General features: G+C 71.1%; 16 protein-coding genes. 12 read left to right on the forward strand and 4 right to left on the reverse strand.

The window, feature by feature from the left end:
* Positions 1 to 80 precede the first annotated feature (80 nt).
* The 4 genes from FHS23_RS14755 to FHS23_RS14770 all read left to right on the forward strand — a co-directional run bounded on the left by FHS23_RS14755 (position 81) and on the right by FHS23_RS14770 (position 3300).
* On the forward strand, positions 81 to 1574 hold the full coding sequence (locus tag FHS23_RS14755) for a leucyl aminopeptidase (RefSeq protein WP_183655033.1): 1494 nt from the start codon (positions 81 to 83) through the stop codon (positions 1572 to 1574).
* Positions 1575 to 1623: 49 nt separating this feature from the next.
* Positions 1624 to 2637, forward strand: coding sequence for an SMI1/KNR4 family protein (locus FHS23_RS14760; protein WP_183655035.1), 1014 nt, complete (start codon positions 1624 to 1626; stop codon positions 2635 to 2637).
* A gap of 75 nt (positions 2638 to 2712) precedes the next feature.
* Positions 2713 to 2913: a hypothetical protein gene (locus tag FHS23_RS14765; RefSeq protein ID WP_183655038.1), complete on the forward strand. Its 201-nt coding sequence runs from the start codon at positions 2713 to 2715 to the stop codon at positions 2911 to 2913.
* The gene (locus FHS23_RS14770; RefSeq protein ID WP_183655048.1) at positions 2914 to 3300 is read left to right on the forward strand and encodes a type II toxin-antitoxin system death-on-curing family toxin; all 387 of its coding nucleotides are present in this window, start codon (positions 2914 to 2916) and stop codon (positions 3298 to 3300) included.
* A gap of 131 nt (positions 3301 to 3431) precedes the next feature.
* On the opposite strand, the gene FHS23_RS14775 is transcribed toward FHS23_RS14770, so the two are convergent.
* Positions 3432 to 4817: an alkaline phosphatase D family protein gene (locus FHS23_RS14775; protein WP_221219536.1), complete on the reverse strand. Its 1386-nt coding sequence runs from the start codon at positions 4815 to 4817 to the stop codon at positions 3432 to 3434.
* A 105-nt stretch (positions 4818 to 4922) separates the two neighbouring features.
* Complete coding sequence (locus FHS23_RS14780) at positions 4923 to 5321, reverse strand: oxidoreductase (protein ID WP_221219537.1); 399 nt, start codon at positions 5319 to 5321, stop codon at positions 4923 to 4925.
* 222 nt (positions 5322 to 5543) lie between these two features.
* Here FHS23_RS14780 and lpdA point away from each other — a divergent pair, with 222 nt between their 5' ends.
* The 5 genes from lpdA (at position 5544) to lipB (ending at position 11433) form a co-directional block, all read left to right on the forward strand.
* Positions 5544 to 6917, forward strand: coding sequence for a dihydrolipoyl dehydrogenase (gene lpdA, locus FHS23_RS14785; RefSeq protein ID WP_183655050.1), 1374 nt, complete (start codon positions 5544 to 5546; stop codon positions 6915 to 6917).
* A 57-nt stretch (positions 6918 to 6974) separates the two neighbouring features.
* Entirely contained in the window at positions 6975 to 8795 is a 1821-nt protein-coding gene (gene sucB / locus FHS23_RS14790) for a 2-oxoglutarate dehydrogenase, E2 component, dihydrolipoamide succinyltransferase (protein WP_183655052.1), read from the forward strand.
* A 317-nt stretch (positions 8796 to 9112) separates the two neighbouring features.
* A complete protein-coding gene (locus FHS23_RS14795; protein WP_183655054.1) occupies positions 9113 to 9997 on the forward strand; it encodes a TIGR01777 family oxidoreductase in 885 nt (294 codons plus the stop codon).
* A 16-nt stretch (positions 9998 to 10013) separates the two neighbouring features.
* Entirely contained in the window at positions 10014 to 10679 is a 666-nt protein-coding gene (locus tag FHS23_RS14800) for a phosphatase PAP2 family protein (RefSeq protein ID WP_343053947.1), read from the forward strand.
* A 10-nt stretch (positions 10680 to 10689) separates the two neighbouring features.
* Complete coding sequence (lipB, locus tag FHS23_RS14805) at positions 10690 to 11433, forward strand: lipoyl(octanoyl) transferase LipB (RefSeq protein WP_183655056.1); 744 nt, start codon at positions 10690 to 10692, stop codon at positions 11431 to 11433.
* 27 nt (positions 11434 to 11460) lie between these two features.
* On the opposite strand, the gene FHS23_RS14810 is transcribed toward lipB, so the two are convergent.
* Together FHS23_RS14810 and FHS23_RS14815 are read right to left on the reverse strand one after the other, a co-directional pair.
* The gene (locus FHS23_RS14810) at positions 11461 to 12393 is read right to left on the reverse strand and encodes a TIGR03560 family F420-dependent LLM class oxidoreductase (RefSeq protein WP_183655059.1); all 933 of its coding nucleotides are present in this window, start codon (positions 12391 to 12393) and stop codon (positions 11461 to 11463) included.
* A 112-nt stretch (positions 12394 to 12505) separates the two neighbouring features.
* Entirely contained in the window at positions 12506 to 13108 is a 603-nt protein-coding gene (locus FHS23_RS14815; RefSeq protein WP_183655062.1) for a TetR/AcrR family transcriptional regulator, read from the reverse strand.
* Between the two features lie 169 nt (positions 13109 to 13277).
* Between FHS23_RS14815 and FHS23_RS14820 the strand changes: the two genes are divergently transcribed.
* The 3 genes from FHS23_RS14820 (at position 13278) to lipA (ending at position 16040) form a co-directional block, all read left to right on the forward strand.
* Positions 13278 to 13817: a hypothetical protein gene (locus FHS23_RS14820; RefSeq protein ID WP_183655065.1), complete on the forward strand. Its 540-nt coding sequence runs from the start codon at positions 13278 to 13280 to the stop codon at positions 13815 to 13817.
* Between the two features lie 218 nt (positions 13818 to 14035).
* On the forward strand, positions 14036 to 14989 hold the full coding sequence (locus tag FHS23_RS14825; protein ID WP_183655069.1) for an oxidoreductase: 954 nt from the start codon (positions 14036 to 14038) through the stop codon (positions 14987 to 14989).
* A gap of 37 nt (positions 14990 to 15026) precedes the next feature.
* Entirely contained in the window at positions 15027 to 16040 is a 1014-nt protein-coding gene (lipA, locus tag FHS23_RS14830) for a lipoyl synthase (RefSeq protein ID WP_183655072.1), read from the forward strand.
* The last annotated feature ends 60 nt before the right edge of the window (positions 16041 to 16100 follow it).

Consider the following 16100-nt stretch of genomic DNA (forward strand, 5'->3'; position numbering starts at 1 on the left):
CCCGCGTACCTACTTCCCGCGATCGCCGGAAGCGCCCATAGCATGGCTGACGAGTGAACAACCGAGATGAGGAGTCCGACGTGGCCGTTCCGAAGCTTGCCCTGACCGAGCTGACCGAGGCGTCGCTGGCGAAAACCCGCGCGCAGACCGTCGTCGTCGGCACCGTGCAGGCCGCGGGCGGCCTCCGACTGGCGCCCGGCGCCGAAGCGGTGGACGCCGCCTACGGTGGCACGCTCGCCGAGGTCCTGACCACGCTCGGCGCGACCGGCGCGGCCGAGGAGGTCGTGAAGGTGCCGTCGCTCGGCAGGCTGGCCGCCGACGTGGTGCTGGCGGTCGGACTCGGACAGCCGGAGGTGACGGCCGAGCAGGTGCGGCGCGCGTCGGGTGCCGCGGGCCGTGCCCTGTCGGGCACGAAGCGCGCGCTGACCACGCTGTCGGGCGTCGACCTGCAGGCCGCGGCGGAGGGTCTCGCGCTCGGGGCCTACACGTTCACCGAGTACAAGTCCGAGAAGGGCGACAAGCCGGTGCAGAACGTGGACGTCGCGGCGCCCGCCGAGGGCACCGCGAAGCAGCACCGCGCCACGCTGAAGGCCGCTACGGCCACCGCGGAGGCGGTCTGCACCACGCGCGACTTCATCAACACCCCGCCGAACGACCTGTTCCCCGCCTCGTTCGCCGACCGTGCCCGCGCACTGGCCGAGGACGCCGGCGTGGCCATCGAGGTGCTCGACGAGAAGCAGCTCAAGCGCAAGGGTTTCGGCGGCATCCTCGGCGTCGGCGTCGGCTCGTCGCGCCCGCCTCGGCTGGTGAAGGTGTCCTACAAGGGCGCCAAGGCGCGCAAGAAGGTCGCGCTCGTCGGCAAGGGCATCACGTTCGACACCGGCGGCATCTCGCTCAAGCCCGCGGCGAACATGGACAACATGACGTCGGACATGTCCGGCGCCGCGGCGGTGCTGTCGTCGGTGTTGCTGGCCGCGAAGCTGAAGTTCCCGCTCGAGGTCACCGCCTACATCCCGCTCGCGGAGAACATGCCGTCGGGCACGTCGTACCGGCCGGGTGACGTGCTGACCATGTACGGCGGCAAGACCGTCGAGGTGCTCAACACCGACGCCGAGGGCAGGCTGGTGCTCGCCGACGCGATCGTGCGTGCCGCCGAGGACGCCCCGGACTACCTCATCGAGACCTCGACGCTCACCGGCGCGCAGGTCGTCGCGCTGGGCAACCGGACGGCGGGCGTGATGGGCTCGGACGAGTTCCGCGACCGTGTCGCCGAACTCGGCCAGGTCACCGGTGAGAACGCCTGGCCGATGCCGCTGCCCGACGAGCTGCGGTCCGAACTGGACTCGAAGTTGGCCGACCTCGCGAACGTCACGGGCGCGCGCTGGGGCGGCATGCTCGCCGCGGGCATCTTCCTGCGCGAGTTCGTCGCCGACGGCCTGCCGTGGGCGCACATCGACATCGCGGGCCCGTCGTACAACACCGGCTCGCCGTGGGGCTACACCGGCAAGGGCGGCACGGGCGTTCCGGTCCGGACCATCGCGGCCGTGCTGTCCGACATCGCCGACAACGGCTGACGCCGATCAGCTGGCCACGGGAGACGCGAGTATTTCGGGAGACGTCCGGGTGACGGCGGGCAGGGGTGACCACCCCGAGGGGTCCGTCCGCACGGTGCTCACGGGGACCGACGACGCCGTCGACGCGACCGTCGCACGCGAGGCCCTTCTCCTCGCGTGCGCGGGCGCGCTCGGCGAATCGGACCGGCTCGTGCGGCACTGGCTGGCGGCCACCGACCGCAGCGTCGACCGGCTGGCCGCCACCGCCGTCACGGCACGGGCGTGGGCGATGTTGCTCGCCGCCCGTGACGAGCACTCCGACGACCGGCACCGGCGACCCGACTGGGCCGCCGGGCTGCTCCCTCTCGACCTGGACGCCGAACAGGCCGAGCACGAGAAGGTCCTGGCCGAACGGGACTCGCTGCCGGCGCGCGGCAGACGGCAGCGGGAGGCCGCGGCGGCGGCCGAGTACGCTGCGGCCTCCGGCGACCTCGACGCCGCCCGCGACGCACTGCACCGGTGGGCCGAGGTCGCCGGGGAGATCCCACAGCCGGACGCAGCGACGCTCGCCGCGTGCCGCCATATCGCCCCGCTGCTGGTGGACGGCGAACTGGCCGTCGACGCCGAGTGGGCGTGGAACTACACGGCCGCGCTCGTCGCAGCGCTCGACCAGCGGTACCGCGCCGAAGGCCCGGACTCCGACTGGCGGGACCTCATCGCCGAGATCATGCGGCTGCGCGGCGAGCCGGACGCCGTGCCGCCGCCCGCCTCGGTGGCGGCCGTCGACCACGCCGAGAACCGGCTGGGGCGAACGCTGCCCGAGGAGTTCCGCACGTTCCTGGGCGTGTGCGACGGCCTGCGGGCCGACGTGGTGTTCCCGCGGCTGCTCGGAGTGGCCGAGCTCCGCCACGGCACCGAGACCGGCGCGTCCGGACCCGGCATCGTGATCAGCGACCCGCCCGTGCTGACGCTGTGGCCCTCCGGCGAGGTGACCGAGGACGACGAGCTGTTCGGCCGCAGCGTCCGCCCCGGCATCCGAGCCGTACTCGAGGAGCACCTGCGCCTGCTCGAGGCGAGCGCCTGACGGTGGTGCCGGCGCCCGCCAGCCTCGCACGACGCATTCGGGCAGGTCCGGTACCAATTTTGGTACCGTTTACTCATGCCCGCGTTGAATCTGCAGTTCACCGACGAGGAAATGGCCGACCTGCGTGCTACGGCAGACCGGGAGGGAAGGTCGCTGAAGGTCGTCGCACACGACGCCGTCGTGTCGGTCGTGTCGTCGCGGAAACACCTCGTGGCCGAAGCCTCACGACGAGTGGCACGGATCAGCGGCGAGCTGAACGAGCGGCTGGCGAAGTAAGTGCCGGCTGTCTACTACCTCGATGTCGAGGACGTCCTGACAGCCACTCACCACGCCTCCGGCGCCGCGGTCGACGTACGCGATTTCGGGCTTCTTTCCGCTTCCGTGGCTCGTCCATCCGCGACCGTGTTCGGCCAGGACGCCTACCCGGACCTGCTCACCAAAGCCGCCGCTCTGCTGCACTCGCTCGTCCGCAACCACGCACTCGTCGACGGCAACAAGCGAGCCGCCTGGGCCGGAGCCTGGGTGTTCCTCGAGGTCAACGGACACCGCTTGCGCGATCCCATCGACGTCGACAGGGCCGAACAACTCGTGATCTCGGCGGCGAAAGGCGTGATCGATGTGCCCGAGATCGCCGAAGAGCTCCGCGCATTTCTGGCGAGGTGACCGAGGACGACGAGCTGTTCGGCCGCAGCGTCCGCCCCGGCATCCGAGCCGTACTCGAGGAGCATCTGCGCCTGCTCGAGGCGAGCGTCTGACGGTGGTGCCGGCGCCCGGCGGCACCACGCAGTGGGCGCTCACGCCTCCTGAACCCCGGGCCTGCCGTTCTCGACGACGAACCCGGCCAGCGTGCTCACCGGCGCGCCGGGCCGCGTGACGTACGGCACCACGCGGTAGTCGGCGCGATAGCCGTCGCGGTCCACCGTGCAGCGCACGTAGCCGCGCCGCTGGTTGTAGAACTTCATGTGGGGGTTGGCCGCCAGCCACTGCTCACCGCGCCGGTCCATGTCGGCGCCGTCGCCGCCCGAGCTGATCGACGTGCCGAGGAACTCCGCACCCACCGTGCGCGAATCCGGCTCGGCGAAATCCCGCTTCAGGTCCGCGGCCATGCTGCAGTGGGCGTCGCCGGTGATCACGACCAGGTTCTCGACGCACCGTTCGACGACACCGTCGAACAGGCGCTGCCGGGCCGGTTCGTAGCCGTTCCAGTTGTCCATCGGCAGCCGCAGTCCCTGACCGGGGTCGCGGTCGGCCCGCGCCATCACGGTCTGCTGGGCGAGGATGTTCCACCGCGCCGTCGACGCACCGAGACCGTCGAGCAGCCAGCGTTCCTGCTCCGCGCCGAGCATGCTGCGGTCGGGATCCTGCGCCTCCGGCGAGTTCCGGCCGACCTGGTCGCTGCGGTACTGGCGGCCGTCGAGCACGGTGAACTCGGCGAGCCTGCCGAACCGAAGCCGCCGGTGGATTCGCATGTCCGGCCCCTTCGGTACCGACGAGCGCCGCAACGGCAGATGCTCGTAGTAGGCCTGGTAGGCCGCGGCGCGGCGGACGAGGAAGTCGCCTGGAGCAACGTCGTCGTGCTGGGAGATCTCGTCCGCGTAGTTGTTCTCGACCTCGTGGTCGTCCCAGGTCACGATCCACGGGAAGGCCGCGTGCGAACGCTGGAGGTCCGGGTCCGTCCGGTACTGCGCGTGCCGGATGCGGTAGTCGGCGAGCGAGACGACCTCGCGGGCGGGAGCGTGTGCGCGGCCGAGGCTCCCGGTCGCGCCGCCCTCGTAGATGTAGTCGCCGAGGTGCACCACCGCACGCAGGTCCTCGTCGGCGAGGTGACGGTGTGCCGTGTAGTAGCCGGCCGGATAGTTCTGGCAGGACACGAACGCGAAGGCCAGCCGGTCGAGGTTCGCGCCGGCCGCGGGAGCCGTGCGGGTCCGCCCGACCGGGCTGATCTCGCCGCCGACCCGGAACCGGTAGAAGTACTCGCGGTCCGGCCGCAGCGTGTCGACCTCGACGTGGACCGAGTGACCGAGTTCCGGCGTGGCGTTGGACACCCCGTGGGCGACCCGCTCGGAGAAACGCTCGTCCTCGGCGACCTCCCATCGGACCGGCACCACACCGCGGCCCCGCATCCCGCCTGAACCGTCCTCGGCGAGGGGCTCGGGCGCCAGCCGGGTCCACAGCACCACGCCGCTGGGCAGCGGATCGCCGGAGGCGACCCCGAGCGCGAACGGGTGGCCGGCGAACCGGGAACGCTGTGCCGTGCGGAGCCGCCCGGCGGCGGGGCCGGCGTCTCACGCGTCGCGTTCGGCCTGCCTCCTGCGCTTCTCCAGGATCCGCTGCCGCTGCGTGTAATCGCGCATGCGCTGCGGATATCCGGTGCGCGCCACCTCGTACACCGGGATGGAACGCTTGCTGCCGAAGTCCTGTGCCTGCCCCAGACTGCCGATGCGCCTGCGGGTCCACTCACCGTCGTGCGCCACGAGCACGACCGTCGCCTCGGTGACATTGGTCCGGGGCTCCACGTACGCCTCGACCCCGCGCCGCTCGGACGCCCACGCGTCCAGATGGGCCGTGTCCGCGTCGCTCGCCCCGCGCAACGTCCCGGGCCGCTGTTTCCCACCGCGCTTGCTCCGCAGCCGGTCGAACAGCCCCACGTCGATCACCTCTCCACGTTCGCCTCCGACGATCATTGTCCCTTATTTCCGAAGTCGTGGGACACCCTCGCCGACCACACTTCGCACCTCCCGGACACGAAGTGACAGGATGAGGCATGACAAGCGCGCGCGTGCGCGCGTGCGTACACCACAGACACCCTCTGGGAGGCCGCGTGAGCACCCGGCGCCGCACAGCGCCGCGTAGTGTTCACAGGGCGACCGGGTGCCGGAGGAGACCTGCGCGAGGGAGTTGGAGAAGTGAGCGACGCTGAAGCCGACCTGGTGATCCTGGGTGGCGGATCGGGCGGTTACGCCGCGGCCTTCCGGGCCGCCGAACTGGGCATGTCCGTCACGCTGATCGAGAAGGACAAGCTGGGCGGCACCTGCTTGCATCGGGGGTGCATCCCGACCAAGGCGCTGCTGCACGCCGCCGAGGTCGCCGATTCGGCCCGCGAAGGCGAGCAGTTCGGCGTGAAGACCACGCTCGAGGGCGTCGACATGGCCGGGGTCCACAAGTACAAGGACGGCATCGTCACCCGGCTGTACAAGGGCCTGCAGGGCCTGGCGAAGCACCATCAGGTGACCTTCGTCGAAGGCTCGGGGACCTACGTCGGCGGTACGACCGTCGAGGTCGACGGCACCCGTTACACCGGCAAGAACATCATCCTGGCCACTGGTTCGTACTCGAAGACGCTGCCGGGCCTCGAACTCGGCGGGCGCATCATCGCCAGCGAGGAGGCTCTCCAGCTCGACTACGTGCCCAAGAAGGCGATCGTGCTGGGCGGCGGCGTCATCGGCGTCGAGTTCGCCAGCGTGTGGGCCTCCTTCGGCACCGACGTGACGATCGTCGAGGCGCTGCCGCGGCTCGTGCCGAACGAGGACGAGTTCGCCTCCAAGCAGCTCGAACGTGCGCTGCGCCGCCGCAAGATCGGCTACAAGACGGGCGTGAAGTTCACCGAGGCCAAGCAGGACGAGTCGGGTGTCACCGTGACGCTCGAATCGGGTGAGACGCTCGAGGCCGACGTGCTGCTGGTCGCGGTCGGCCGCGGCCCCAACACCGCGGGCCACGGCTACGAGGAGGCGGGCATCCAGCTCGACCGCGGCTTCGTCGTCACCGACGAGCGCCTGCGCACGAGCAACCCGAACGTCTACGCGGTCGGCGACATCGTGCCCGGTCTGCAGCTGGCCCACCGTGGCTTCCAGCAGGGCGTGTTCGTCGCCGAGGAGATCGCGGGCCTGAACCCGTCGCCGATCGACGAGGCGGGCATCCCGCGCGTGACGTACTCGCACCCGGAGGTGGCCTCCGTCGGCCTGACCGAGGCTGCGGCCAAGGAGAAGTACGGCTCCGACGTCGAAGCATTCACCTACGACCTCGGCGGCAACGGCAAGAGCCAGATCCTCAAGACCTCCGGCGCGGTGAAGCTGGTCAAGGCGCCGGACGGGCCGGTCGTGGGCCTGCACCTCGTGGGCGACCGCGTCGGCGAACTCATCGGCGAGGCCCAGCTGATCTACAACTGGGAGGCTTTCCCCGAGGACGTCGCGCCGCTCATCCACGCCCACCCCACCCAGTCCGAGGCGCTCGGCGAGGCACATCTCGCCCTCGCGGGCAAGCCGTTGCACGTCCACGGCTGACGCCCCGGCTCGCACCCAAGACCAACATCGACAACGAACCAAGGGAGTCAGCAAACGATGGCGTACTCCGTCACATTGCCGGAGCTCGGGGAAAGCGTCACGGAGGGCACCGTCACCCGGTGGCTGAAGCAGGAGGGTGAGTCGGTCGCGGTCGACGAGCCGTTGCTGGAGATCAGCACCGACAAGGTCGACACCGAGGTCCCTTCGCCTGTCGCGGGCACCGTCCAGAAGATCATCGCCAAGGAGGACGACACCGTCGAGGTCGGCGGTGAGCTCGCGCTGGTCGACGACGGCTCCGGTGGCGGCGAGTCCGCGCCCGCCGAGCAGGCCGCGCCCGCGGAGTCGTCGGCACCCGCCGAGTCCGCACCCGCAGAGCCCGCGCCGGCGGCTGCTTCGGAACCCGCTGCGGCTGCGGGCGGCTCCTCGTCCTCCGGCAGCCCGGTGACCCTGCCCGAACTCGGCGAGAGCGTCACCGAGGGCACCATCACCCGGTGGCTCAAGCAGGTCGGTGACTCCGTCGAGGTGGACGAGCCGCTGCTGGAGATCTCGACCGACAAGGTCGACACCGAGGTCCCGTCCCCGATGGCGGGCACGCTCCTGGAGATCTCCGCGGGCGAGGACACGACCGTCGAGGTCGGCGGCCAGCTCGCGGTGATCGGCTCGGCCGACGCGGCACCGTCCGCCCCGGCCCCCGCACCCACTCCGGAGCCCGAGCCCGCGCCGGAACCCGAACCTGCCCCGGCTCCGCAGCAGGAGGCGCCCGCCCCGGCTGCCCAGAGCGCTCCCGCTCAGCAGGCTCCCGCCCAGCAGGCACCGGCCCAGTCCGCCCAGCAGGCACCGGCCCAGCCCGCTGAGCCCGCCCCGTCCCAGCAGACACCGACCCAGCAGGCACCGGCCCAGGGTGACGGCGGCGGCACGCCGTACGTGACGCCGCTGGTGCGCAAGCTCGCGGCCGAGCACGGCATCGACCTGTCGAGCCTGACCGGTTCCGGTGTGGGCGGTCGGATCCGCAAGCAGGACGTGCTCGCCGCCGTCGACGCGAAGCAGCAGCAGGCCCCTGCGGCCGCGCCGAGCAGCTCGGCCGCTCCGGCAGCTCCGGCAGCACCGTCGAAGCCCGCCGCTGCGGCACCGGTGTCCGATGCGGAGAAGGCAGCGCTGCGCGGCACCGTGCAGAAGGCCAACCGGATCCGCCAGATCACGGCGGAGAAGACCAAGGAGTCGCTGCAGGTCTCGGCGCAGCTCACGCAGGTGCACGAGGTCGACGTCTCGAAGATCGCCAAGCTGCGCCAGCGTGCGAAGGTGGCGTTCCGCGAGCGCGAAGGTGTGAACCTGACGTTCCTGCCGTTCTTCGCCAAGGCCACGGTCGAGGCGCTGAAGCAGCACCCGAACGTCAACGCCTCCTACAACCAGGAGACGAAGGAGATCACCTACCACGGCTCGATCAACCTCGGCATCGCCGTGGACACCGAGCGTGGGCTGCTGTCGGTGGTCATCCACGACGCGGGTGAGCTGAGCCTGTCCGGTCTGGCCCACCGCATCGCGGACCTGGCGGAGCGTGCGCGCACCAACAAGGTCACTCCGGACGAGCTGACCGGCGGCACGTTCACCATCACGAACATCGGCAGCAACGGCGCGCTGTTCGACACGCCGATCATCGTGCAGCCCCAGTCGGGCATGCTCGGCACCGGCGCGGTCGTGAAGCGCCCGGTGGTCGTGGCCGACGAGGACGGCAACGACACCATCGCCGTGCGGTCGATGTCGTACCTGCCGCTGACGTACGACCACCAGCTCATCGACGGTGCCGACGCGGGCCGCTTCCTGACGACGATCAAGCAGCGGCTCGAAGAGGGCAACTTCGAGGACGAACTGGGACTCTGAGTCCCGTGGTCCCGGCGCTGCGCCGGGACCTGCCGGTTCGGTGGTCACCTGAGTCGTGACCACCGAGTCGGAGCCCGATCCCGTGCGAGGGGCGGGCCCGGTGGTACCGGGCCCGCCCCTCGAACCGTTTCGGCACCTCGTCCACATCGGACGGCACTCACCGAGGATGCGCTCCGCAACGTCGAGCACCGAGTGCGCGCAGCCCGGACTCCGGCACCCCGTCGGGACATCGGCGCACGGCACCCCGACGTCGTCGACCGCGCCGGTGGGTGGCAACGGCGGCGGAATACGACGAATCACCGATAAGGTGGGGCGTTATGCGAGTTGTGGTCGCGGGTTCGAGCGGGCTGCTGGGTGGCGCCCTGGTCACGAGGTTGCGCACGGCCGGGCACGACGTCCTGCGGCTCGTACGGCACGAGCCGCAGGCGGCCGACGAACGAGGCTGGGAGCCGCCCGCGGGCCGGATCGACGACGGCGCGTTCGACGGTGTCGACGCCGTGGTGAACCTGTGCGGCGCACCGCTGACCTCCGGCCGGTGGAGCGGCGCCCGCAAACAACAGCTGATCGACAGCCGCGTGGAGCCGACCGAAGTGATCGCCGACGCCGTCGCCCGCCACGGCACACCGGTACTGCTCAACGCTTCCGGCATCAACGTCTACGGCGACACCGGCGACCGTGAGGTCGACGAATCGGCCGGGCCCGGATCCGGGTTCCTCGCCGACCTGTGCCGCGACTGGGAGTCGGCCACCGACTCGGCGGCACACGCAGGCGCCCGTGTGGTGCACCTGCGCACAGCCCCCGTGCTGTCGGCCCACGGCGGGCTGCTCGCTCCGCTGCGGACGCTCTTCCGGTTCGGGCTCGGCGGAAAGCTCGGCGACGGCAGGCAGTACTTCCCGTGGATCGGGCTCGACGACCACATCTCTGCGATGGAGCTGCTGCTGCGGGACGGCGACCTCTCCGGCCCGGTGAACCTGACCGCCCCCGAACCGGTCACCAACGCCGAGTTCACCCGCGCTCTCGGCAGCGCCCTTCGCCGGCCGACTCCGTGGCGCGTGCCCGCCGTCGCGCTGCGGACCGCACTGGGTGACGCGGCCGACGAGATGCTCCTGTCCGGCCCGCGCGCCGTCCCGGGCCGGCTGCCCGAGGCCGGGTTCACGTTCGCGCACCCCCGCATCGACCAGGCCCTGGCCGCCGTCACCTGACAAGGGACTCCACGCCGTGCCCGGACAGCCGACCACCAGGTCGTCCACCGCGCGAACCGGACCGCACCGCTGTCGCCTCGCGGGCGCGGGCGCCGCGCTGCTCGTCGGTTTCGTCACGCTCGGCCTCCTTGCACGGGACGGCACGGATGCCGACACCGCGCTGAGCGACCGTCTGCACGGCGTGTGGCGCACCGCGGTGGGCGACGTCGCATGGATCGTCAGTGCCGTGCTCGGCCCTGCGCTGCCCGCGCTCCTCGGGCTCGCGCTGATCGTCGCCGCGGTGCGCCGTCGCCGGACGGATCCACGCCGCGCGGGTCTGCTGCTGCGGGTTCTCGTCGTGCTGGGCGTGTGCCGGCTGGTGAGCGTCGCCGCGAAACCGTTGTTCGCGCGCGATCGACCCCGCGAGTTCCCCGATTGGGCGTACCCGAGCGGGCACGTCACGTCCGTCGCGGCGACCGGGTTCGCCGCCTGGCTGCTCGCGGCGTGGCTGGCCCCGCGCCTGCGTCGCACGGTCGCGGTCGCCGCGGTCCTGGCCACCGTGACATGCGCGGCGTGCCGCGTCGTGTTGGACGTGCACTGGCTGACCGACACCGCGGGCGCGGTCGTCGGTGTCACCGGCGCGGGACTGGTGGCCGTCGCTGCGCTGCGACTGACGCCGATCCCGCCGCGGCCGCCGGAGTAGAGTCGGCTCCGTGACTGCGAACGCGAACCTTTCCTGCCGCACCGCGTCCGAGCCCGTCGACGTGCGGGAGATCGGCACGATCGACTACCTCGAAGCGTGGGAACTGCAGCGCACGCACGCCGACGCTCGCGCCGACGAGACCGGCCCCGACACGATGCTGCTGCTGGAACACCCGTCGGTGTACACCGCGGGCAAACGCACCCAGCCCGAGGACCGGCCGACCGACGGCACGCCGGTGATCGACGTCGACCGCGGCGGCCGCATCACCTGGCACGGACCCGGACAGCTCGTGGGCTACCCGCTGGTGAAGCTGGCCGACCCGGTGGACGTGGTGCAGTACGTCCGCCGGATCGAGGAGGCGCTCATCCACGTGTGCGAGACGTTCGGCGTGCACACGGGCCGCGTCGACGGCCGCAGCGGGGTGTGGCTGCCCGCCGACGACCGCGGACCGGAACGCAAGATCGCCGCCATCGGCATCCGTGTCCAGCGCGGCGTCACGATGCACGGGTTCGAGCTCAACTGCAACGCCGACCTGAGCGCGTTCGACCGGATCGTGCCGTGCGGCATCAGCGACGCCGGCACCACGTCGCTGTCGAAGGAGCTCGGCCGTGAGGTGCCCGTCGCCGAGGCGTTGCCCTACGCCCGCGACGCCGTGCTGGCAGCGCTCGAGGGCGACCTGCCGGTGAGCGACGACCGCTGGCTCCCCCGCCAGCAGCCGTCCGCCCCCGGCGTCACCTTCGCCCTCCAGAACTGAGTTCGGCACCCGTCGACGAACGGGGACTCAGTCGAGCTGGCGGGCGACCTCGGAACCGATGAGTTCGAGATGGTCCAGGTCCGACAGGTCGAGCACCTGCAGGTACAGCCTCGACACGCCGGTCTTCTCGCGCCAGGCGCCGATCTTGTCGACGACTTCGGCCGGCGTGCCTGCGAGGCCGTTCGCCTTCAGTTCCGGTACCTCGCGCCCGATGGCCGCCGCGCGCCGGGAGATCTCGGCGTCATCCCGGCCGACGGCCACGACCAGGGCGGCGGAGCGGCGGATCGGCGTGGTGCGACCCGCTTCCTTCGCCGCGACGTCGACGCGCTCGAACTGCGCCACCGCGGACTCGACATCCATGAACGGGGTGTTGAACTCGTCGGCGTACTGGGCCGCGAGCGCGGGGGTGCGCTTCTTGCCACCGCCGCCGAGAATCACCGGCGGACGCGGCCGCTGCGCCGGCTTCGGCAGGCCGGGGGCGCCGTCGAGGGTGTAGTGGTCGCCGGAGAACGAGAACGTCTCCCCTTCCGGCGTGTCCCACAGGCCGGTGATGACGGCGAGCTGCTCGGTGTAGCGGTCGAACAGCGTCTTCGTCTGCGGAAGGTCGATGCCGTAGGCGGTGTGCTCGTCGGCGTACCAGCCGGAGCCGAAACCGAAGTCGATGCGGCCGCCGGACATGCGGTCGGCCTGCGCGACGGAGATCGCCAGCACCGAGGGGTGCCGGAAGGTCGCCGCGGTGACGAGCGTGCCGAGCCGGATGGTCGAGGTCTCGCGGGCCAGGCCTGCGAGCGTGAGCCACGCGTCGGTCGGACCGGGCAGGCCGGACGCGTCACCCATCTTCAGGTAGTGGTCGGAGCGGAAGAACGCGCCGAAGCCGTTGTCCTCGGTCGCCTTCGCGACGCGGAGGAGGTCCTCGTAGTCGGCGCCTTGCTGGGGTTCGGTGAAGATCCTGAGTTCCACGGTCCAAAGACTAAGAGGTCACGCGCAGCCTGTCCCCTTGGGCGGCGGTGGGCGACGGGCGAGCTACCGCACGGTGGCGCCGTCGCAACGACGTCCTCGCCGTACCCGCCGCTCAGGCGTCGGCGGTGGGCGTGCGGACCTGGTTCAGCAGCCGCACGACGACGTCCTCGATCTCTTCGCCGACCTTGCGCTGGTCGGTGGAGTGAGCGATCTCGGTGGCGGCGCTGCAGAGCGCGCCGAACAGCAGCCGGGACGTCACCTCGAGAGGCACGGCCAGCACCTCACCGGCGTCGATGAGGTCGTGCAGCGCCTGTTTGATGAGGCCGAAGCTGTAGCGGTCCTCGGCCTCGCGCCAGCGTGCCCAGCCCATGACGACCGGGGCTTCCTGTAGCGCGATCCGCTGGTAGGCGGGGTCGAGACAGCTGCCGATGAACTCACGCAGCCCGGCCAGTGCGCGCTCCCACGGCGGCTGCGAGCCGGTCAGGATCTTCTCCAGTCGGCCTTTGACCTCGGCCTCGACCTCGTCGAATGCCGCCTCGAACACGGCCTGCTTACCGCTGAAGTGGTGGTACAGCGCACCCTTCGTCACGCGCGCCCGCTTCGCGATCTCGTCGAGCGACGTGCCGGCGTACCCACGTTCGGTGAACAGCCGAACGGCGCTCTTGACCAGCGCAGTTCGCGTCGATTCCGAGTAGTCGTCCCGTCTGGACCGCATTGTCACCACGCTCACAACTCTACTCGGGTTTCCGACCGCCATACCGGTGGTATGTTCGTGCTGTCGACTCCGTACTCACGGTATGCCGCAAACCCGCGGTATGACCATTTGTCCCGGTCACAGGGTGTCCCGGTGACAGAGTCGCGTAACCACGCAGCAGGGGGATCCCATGAGCTGGAACGACTACTACAGACGACGCGACATCCTCGACGCCGTCCTGCGCCACGCCCGCCGCGATCCGGAGGCACCGCTGGCGGTCTCGGAGATCCCGGGCGCGGTCGACGAGTTCGGCACCGAGGACAACCTGCTCCTCGCCCTCCACTACCGCTGGCAGCAGGCCCTCAGCGGCCGACTGCGCGCCGCGGTCGGCGGCCCCGAGGACTCCGCCGACCTGCCGGGTGGCCGTGACACCGACCACGTCGAATCCGTGTCCCGCGCGTGGCGCAAGACGTTGTCCGAGCACGCGACCCTCCGCACGGTGCTGGACGCTCACCTCGACGACCACCCCGCCCTGCGTCGTGCTCACGAGGCGGAAATGCGCATGCTGGCCGTCACGGCGGGCCTCGCCGAGCCCGGCGAACCGGCCGACGAGGTGACGCAGATCGGCAAGACCCTCGTCGGACTGATGCGCACCCGTACGTCCGAACTGGGTGCAGCGCCCCGCAACCCGTTCGGCCAACTGCTGCGCAAACTCGCACCGACCGGCTGAGCTGCGCCGCCGGCCGAGCTGCGCAGCTCAGCCGGTGTGGACAGCGGTCAGGAGTTCGGTGCAGCGGGTGCCGGGCACGTCGCAAGGCCAGGTTGCGCGGGGTGTACCGGGACCCCGGCCGGACGCATGTCCGCGGCCCCATTACCCGGTCCACGAGCCCCGGCCCGACGGCGGACGCTGTTGGCGGCTCGTAACTACGTGTCGGTAGGTTGTCGCCCATGACGCGGACGGACAGCTGGAGCGAATCCGACATCCCGAGCCAGAGCGGCAGGACGGTTCTGGTCACCGGCGCGAACTCCGGCCTCGGCCTGCACACCGCACGGGTTCTGGCCGCGCGGGGCGCCATGGTGCTGCTGGCATGCCGCTCCCACGAACGCGGCAAGCAGGCCCTCGACGCCATCGCCGCCGGGGCCGCCAGCCCACCGCGGCTCGTCGAGCTCGACCTCGCCGACCTGGCCTCCGTCCGCCGCGTCGCCGCCGAGGTCCGGGACCACACCGGCGACGCGCTCGACGTGCTGGTCAACAACGCGGGCGTGATGGCCCCGCCGCGCGAGACGACCCGCGACGGGTTCGAGCTCCAGTTCGGCACGAACCACCTGGGCCACGCCGCACTGACGTGGCTCCTGCTGCCCGCGCTGCGTACGCGTCCCGGCGCTCGCGTCGTCACCGTGTCCAGCCTCGCCGCGCGCGCAGGCCGCATCGACACGGTCGACCCCAACTTCGAACACCGCCGCTACAGCCCGGTCGCGGCGTACGGCCAGTCGAAGCTGGCCAACCAGGCATTCGCGCTCGAACTGGACCGCAGGCTGCGTGCGGCGGGCGACGACGTGCTGAGCGTCGCCGCACACCCCGGCTACAGCGACACCGGCCTGGCGCCGGCGATGGCGCGAGCCCAACGCAACGCCGTACTGCGCGGGGTCATGAACGTCGGCGGGCGGCTCGGCGGGCTGCTGCTGGCTCAGAACACCGAGCAGGGAACCGCACCGCAGCTCTACGCCGCGACCGCGCCGGACGTCTCCGGCGGCGACTACATCGGACCTCTCGGCCCCGGTCAGCTGCGCGGCAAGCCCGGCACGGTCTGCCCCCTGACCACGGCGGCCGACCCTGCCACCGGGTCCGCATTGTGGGACCTCACGGCCGAGTTGACGGGTGTCACGCCCGACCCGGCGTGACCTTGTCCGCTCCGAAGCGGGGCGTAGGGTGGGAACCGTGACTGCCTTGCCGGAGGGTCGGAAGCTGCTGCGTCTCGAGGTGCGCAACAGCCAGACCCCGATCGAGAGAAAGCCGTCGTGGATCAAAACGCGAGCCCGGATGGGCCCCGAGTTCACCGAACTCAAGGGCCTCGTCCGCCGCGAAGGTCTGAACACCGTGTGCGAAGAGGCGGGCTGTCCCAACATCTACGAATGCTGGGAAGACCGCGAAGCCACCTTCCTCATCGGTGGTGACCAGTGCACGCGCCGGTGCGACTTCTGCCAGATCGACACCGGTAAGCCCGCCGAGCTCGACACGGACGAGCCGCGCCGGGTCGCCGAGAGCGTGCAGGCGATGGGCCTGCGCTACTCGACCGTCACGGGCGTCGCCCGGGACGACCTCGAGGACGGCGGCGCGTGGCTGTACGCCGAGACGGTCCGCGAGATCCACCGGCTCAACCCGGGCACGGGCGTCGAGGTGCTCATCCCGGACTTCAACGCGGACCCGGACCAGCTGGCCGAGGTGTTCAGTTCGGAGCCGCAGGTGCTCGCCCACAACACCGAGACGGTGCCGCGGATCTTCAAGCGCATCCGCCCCGGATTCCGCTACGAGCGCTCACTGCAGGTCATCACCGAGGCCCGCAAGGCCGGACTGGTGACCAAGTCGAACCTGATCCTCGGCATGGGCGAGACGCCGGACGAGGTGGCACCCGCGATGCAGGACCTGTTCGACGCGGGCTGCGAGATCCTCACGATCACCCAGTACCTGCGCCCCTCACCGCGGCACCACCCGGTGGACCGTTGGGTCAAGCCGGCGGAGTTCGTCGAGCACACCCAGGCCGCCGAGGAGATCGGGTTCCCCGGCGTCATGGCGGGCCCGCTCGTCCGCTCGTCGTACCGCGCGGGCAAGCTCTACGCCAAGACCAAGGCGCACCGCGGGGAGGAGCTGTCCGAGAACCTGCAGCACCTGGCCGGCGAAGCGCCCGCCGCCCAGGAGGCCAGCAGCGTGCTGGCGCGTGAGTCCTCGTCCTGAGGAAGGACTTCCGGGTGATCCCTGACGCCGCGTGTGCGCGCCGACCGATAGTGTCGTCCG

Source organism: Prauserella isguenensis (genome assembly GCF_014191605.1).
Taxonomy (GTDB): Bacteria; Actinomycetota; Actinomycetes; order Mycobacteriales; family Pseudonocardiaceae; genus Prauserella; species Prauserella isguenensis.

Bases quoted from the DNA above. Each gene is read 5' to 3' on its own strand.
- FHS23_RS14765 (WP_183655038.1), top strand. From the start codon at position 2,713: ATGCCCGCGTTGAATCTGCAGTTCACCGACGAGGAAATGGCCGACCTG.
- FHS23_RS14780 (WP_221219537.1), bottom strand. From the start codon at position 5,321: ATGATCGTCGGAGGCGAACGTGGAGAGGTGATCGACGTGGGGCTGTTC.
- sucB (WP_183655052.1), top strand. From the start codon at position 6,975: ATGGCGTACTCCGTCACATTGCCGGAGCTCGGGGAAAGCGTCACGGAG.
- FHS23_RS14795 (WP_183655054.1), top strand. From the start codon at position 9,113: ATGCGAGTTGTGGTCGCGGGTTCGAGCGGGCTGCTGGGTGGCGCCCTG.
- FHS23_RS14815 (WP_183655062.1), bottom strand. From the start codon at position 13,108: ATGCGGTCCAGACGGGACGACTACTCGGAATCGACGCGAACTGCGCTG.
- FHS23_RS14820 (WP_183655065.1), top strand. From the start codon at position 13,278: ATGAGCTGGAACGACTACTACAGACGACGCGACATCCTCGACGCCGTC.
- FHS23_RS14825 (WP_183655069.1), top strand. From the start codon at position 14,036: ATGACGCGGACGGACAGCTGGAGCGAATCCGACATCCCGAGCCAGAGC.